Origin of the sequence: Anaeromassilibacillus senegalensis (assembly GCF_001261775.1) — a bacterium.
GTDB classification, from domain to species: domain Bacteria; phylum Bacillota; class Clostridia; order Oscillospirales; family Acutalibacteraceae; genus Anaeromassilibacillus; species Anaeromassilibacillus senegalensis.
This window is the reverse complement of the sequence record NZ_LN868534.1, coordinates 1-5,022: the sequence shown is the minus strand read 5'-3', so window position 1 is coordinate 5,022 and position 5,022 is coordinate 1. Positions and strand designations below refer to the sequence as shown.

The 5,022-nt window shown below is 49.4% G+C and carries 2 protein-coding genes; both read right to left on the bottom strand.

All coding sequences use genetic code 11. The features are described from left to right. Window positions 1-3,795 (bottom strand): Ig-like domain-containing protein (locus BN2106_RS00255; RefSeq protein WP_195891739.1); only part of this gene is annotated, 3,795 nt, incomplete at its 3' end. 672 nt (window positions 3,796-4,467) lie between these two features. Next, the coding region (locus tag BN2106_RS16340; protein ID WP_195891738.1) for an FIVAR domain-containing protein at window positions 4,468-5,022 on the bottom strand (555 nt) is incomplete at its 5' end.

Below are 5,022 nucleotides of genomic sequence, written 5' to 3'. Positions count from 1 at the left end.
GATAGCGGTCTTGTACTCGTTGCCCTCCTGGAGGCTCTCGGCGGTTTCGATTGTGGAACGCAGGATCATCTTGTTGACGATCGTAAAGTCGAAGCGCAGCGTGGTGTCCGCGTTCGGCATGGTGAAGACATAAGAGAAGGCTGCGGAGTCGGTCACCGTCTGCGCCTGTTCGTTGACAGATACACCGGCGATCTCTCTGCCTTCCACCGCCGGCGCAAAGGCCAGCAGCAGCTCCGTGCCGGTTTCTATTGTGTCAGATGTGTACTGCCCGGTCAAGTCCGCCAGTCTTTGAGGTTCTCCATTTACATTCAATGAGACGGCTTTGCCACTATAGGTAACGGTTAAATTATGATCGCTTATAGAAGGTTCATTTGTTACAGTAATGGAGCAGGATGCGGTAATGTTTCCGTCTTCTGTTGTGACGGTAATAATGGTATTGCCTTCCGCGACTGCGGTTACAACGCCATCTTTTACGGTCGCAATGGTTTCATCGTCGGAGGACCAAATGACATTTTTATTAGTCGCATTTTCGGGCTTAATGGAGGCGGTCAACTGTGCGGTGCTGTTCAATGCCAGGACCAGATTCGTGGGATTTAAGCGAATGCTTTCCACAGGAACAATTGGCGTGGAGGGTTCAAACTCAGCGGTTACTGTTACAGGGTACCCCGGCATGACAAAGCTTCCGTTTACAATGTCCACTGTAACACTTGTATCGTCCGTCTTATATACGCGCAGGGAATTTTCAATGAGCCGGTAGTTGTTGTCCGGGGTGACTGTCAACGTTACTTCCTGACCTTCCAACGCTTGCGCTATGGAGGAGGAAACCGTGCCGTTTTTCATTTCTGCAATCGTAATGTCGTATTGGTACGGCTCAATGCTGAAATCATCGAACATGATCCACTGTGTGGTGCTGTTGGATGCTTTGGTAAAGATTTCAATATGCATTTGTCCGTTGGAAACGGGAATGTCCTCAATGGAAACCTGCGTCCATTCGTTGTTGCCCGCAGAAAGGTCCACGTATTTTAATCCGTTTCCTGTGGTGCCTTGCCCAAAGTCTTTTACAACAAAGCAAGCGGCGCATGGATCGGCAGGTTCAGTAAAGGCCGTGTTTTTTACCCACGCGGACGCTTTATATTTACCGTTGGGGAGGTTTTTTACCAATTGATAAGTACTGCCGTCAAATCCTTTTCCGTAATGAATGGCATACCATTTCCCGCTGTGGGCGCCGCCCAACGCATCGCTGCTCTCAACGTAAAATTTTCCGGTGTCGCCGTTTCTGGCCCAAAGGTTCCAGCCTTCTGGCTTTTGGCCGTTAAAAGTAGCGAGCTCAAAAGATGCGTTGTAAACCAGGCTGATTTTAGGAATGGACAGGTTAAAAGGAATCTTCTCAGAGCCGCCATCCATGGATTGGAGGACAATGGAGCCGGAAACCGCCCCGTCCAGATCTTCTGTTGCCTGAATCATTTGGAAGTCTTCCATGGAAACAGTGATGTTCTTATAGGACCTCAGTGCGTCCTGAACAGTATTCAAAAGCAATTCTTTGGTAACGCTGTTGCTTAACCGCATCTGAGTGAGTATGGATTCAATCAAAGTATGGAACGACTTTAAGTCTTCGCTTAACGTCATGTCCACATCGTCAAAATAAATGAATTCTCCGGGGTTCGCGTGTGTGTACATCTCAAGGTAAAGACGCCCATCCGTGACGGAAACGCCTTCAATGCGAACCTGTGTCCACTCGTTTGTCTGCGGGATTTCAACATAACGCAGTCCCTCTGTTGCGTGGGCAGAAGGTTTTGCAACCAGGCAGGCAGGGGAGGGAGTGGCGCCGGAATAGGTGTGTTCACTGGCTTTTATCCAGGCGGAAATGTCGTATACGCCGTCCGGTATGTCGCTCAGGCTGATATACTGGCCGCCTTCGTAAGCGCTGTCTCCTTTTTGCACGGCGTAGAAATCGCCGCTATGAGCGGGATTCTCTTCTGTTCCTTTTTCAATGCAGAAATTGTTAGGGCTGCCGGAGGAATTCCATTTTCCCCAAACAAGAGGCTGCAAGGCGCCGTCTTGCTTGTTGGACGTCAATTCAAAGGAACTGTTGGGCACCATGGATTCCGGCGTATAGCGGGTGTCGGGCGCAACTGCAAAATCTGCGGGATCCCCGATCAGAATGACAAGCCCAGGCTCGGAAACGTCCTCCGTTTTTGCACTCAATCCAATTTGTTCGAGCAAGTCACCGGAGAAGGTTATGGTTTTTCCATCGCTGCTGAGGCGGACGCCAGCGTCCTTTGTAATATCCACCGGATTCGTTCCCATCATATCCTGCGCATAAATGGATTTGCCGGTCAGGTCCTGGTTAAAGGTAAAAGATAGGCTGTTATAATAGCCGAATGCACCGATCATACCGGTAAGGTCTCCCGCGTTTAGAGAAACGTCCGCCTTAACCTTTTGGTAGCCGGTTTTTGTAGAAGTGCGTCCGTATGTGCCAATACTGATGGCGCCGTTGGGATTGCGGCTGGCGGCCACAAAAGGTTTCAGGCCATTGTCCCCGCCGGTAACAACAGGCATTTCAATTCCACGCGCGATGACAGCCGGGGCTTTCTGCATGACTTCGCGATCCTTTACGCGTCCCCAGTCCCAGGTATCGTCCTGATCGTAAACCCAGGTATCTGCCAGGGTTTCGTCAGAAAGGACGGTCGGATAGGCGTCGCTGCGGTAAGCAGGGGCGATTCGCTGCCACATTGTCGCACGCTGAACTTCGTCCAGCATCTTGCGGATAGGCCGGGTTTCGGTAAACTCTTCCGCGCCGCCAAAGAAAATATTAGGCAGGCTGCCGGAACTATTGTCACCAATATCGTAACGCATGACGCCAAAGATCAGTCCCAGCGCCGAACACATATAAACTTCATCCTCGCCATTAATCAGGCCCAATTGCCTGCCATTGGTATAGGAAGTTTCCAAAGTCCGGCCGAGCCGTTCAAAGGTAGTGGCGATGGACAGGTTTCCATTGACGTCATAGGTACGGAACACGTCGGAAAAGCTGCTGTAATAGTTTGACTTTTGAATATAGCCATCCGATAGACGCGTTCCGTTGTCGGCGTCGTTGTTAATGGTTCCGATCCCGACAATATGTTCAATGACCAATTCCGGATAGATTTCATCGGCTAAATCGCTGATCATCTGCCGCCATCCGGGATTGCCACTGTAAGTGCCCCAATCAATTTTCCAGTATCCAATTCCGGCGTATTTACTCCATTCCAATCGCTCACGCCAGTAAGCCTCATTCCAGGTTCCATCGTTTTCCGACGACATCGTCTGGGCGCAGATCCAGACGCCCGCGCCTTTCCATCCGGCTTCTTTGATGTTGTCCGCCAGCGTTTTCAGCCGTTCCTGCGGCGTGTCGCCGTAATCTGGGAACTTATCGGGACTTACCATCAGGCTTCCAAAGTAATTTCCGTTGCCGCCGCGGGGGAGGTCCCAGCCGTCGTCCAACAACAGGATTAAATCTTTTTTTGACTCCGGATAAGCGGTGTATGCGTAGCCTTTTTCCTTGTCGAATAGTTGCTCGTGATTCAGCATGTCCCGGGGAATGCCCTTTTCTATCCTTACAGAAGCAGCATCCGCGCTGTAAGCGGCCCAATCCTGGAAGCTCCAAGTGCAGACATAGTTGGGCGTTTCTACATTGGGGACGTCGGGAATTAGGTTTACGGGATGATATGTGTCTTGTGTATCGTTGCCAAGGCTTGCCCCCAAAGCGGCAGTGGAAGAAAATACGCTGCACACCATTGCGGCGGATATAGCCAAGCACGCTAATCTCCGTCGAATACGATTTAATTTTTGCATAGATTGTACATCCTTTCTTTACTCTTCCTCATTTCATAAAGTTCGATTTTGCCCTATAAGTTCCAACGACAGGATTTTGTCTGGTAAAACGACGCCTCCTTTCTTTTGCTTTGCAGCCAGAGTGGGCAAAATTAACGAACCATTCTTTTCTACTCAAATCCTGGAAAGGTCGGTCAGTTCAACAATGCAATAGCAGACAGTAGAGGGTGCAAGTTGTTTCTGATGGTTTTGGCATTGATAAGATTAAATTGGTAAATTAAGAATGACTGTAAATAATATAACATGTATTTTTTAATCTAATACGCGAAATAGCAATATTATACAAAATAATTCTCATTATTAAAGATAAACAAGCTATTATTACAATTGTGTTCATAGGTAAATATAGTTGCACATGGACATTACTTAACCGAATCGGAAGTAGAAAAACAAAGAAGAGATATGAAGGTGGGCCAAATGATAAAAGACCCGCAGTTAATTTTCATCAACTGCGGGTCTTTTTATGGTTTTGATAGGAGGTTAATCGGCGATTGCCAGAGAATAAACCGGCATTTTTCAGAGGAAACCCCTTTTAAAACAGGACGGTTTTTCATGAAAGCAATCAACCAATCACCACCACACATGGCCTAGTTATCAGCCAATTGTAACTACACAATGCTTCTGTGCGTTCTGGCCCGCCAGCGTGGTGTACACACCGGTGCTCTGGCCCGGTGCGCCGACGGCGTAGACTCTGTAATAGTAGTCGTTGCCGATCTTCGCCACAAACTGGGTCTTGAGCACATTGCCGTTGCCGACGGTGAAATTCGGTGCCGCATTGCTGCCGTTGACAACCGTCATCTTGAAGCAGTACGCGCTGCCTCTCTTCAGGGTGAAGTCAACGGTGGTGTCGGAACGGACGGAAGCGGTTGTTACAATGTTCTGCGCCGCGTTCACAACCGCGATGCCCTGCGCACCGTAAAGGTTGCCGTAGGACGGTGTACGGCTGCTGGAGCCCTTGGAGGTGTTGTTTTCCGGCTTCAGCTTCAAGTTGCTATAAGCGTTGGTGACAAGCTCAAATGCACCCGCGACTTCCTCGTCGGTTGCGTTCGGATCATCCAGCACGCCGTTCGCCAGATTGATAGACGCTTTCAGCGCCGCAACACTGGTATCCGTGTACTTGCTGTAATCCAACGCTTCGACCATGCCGAG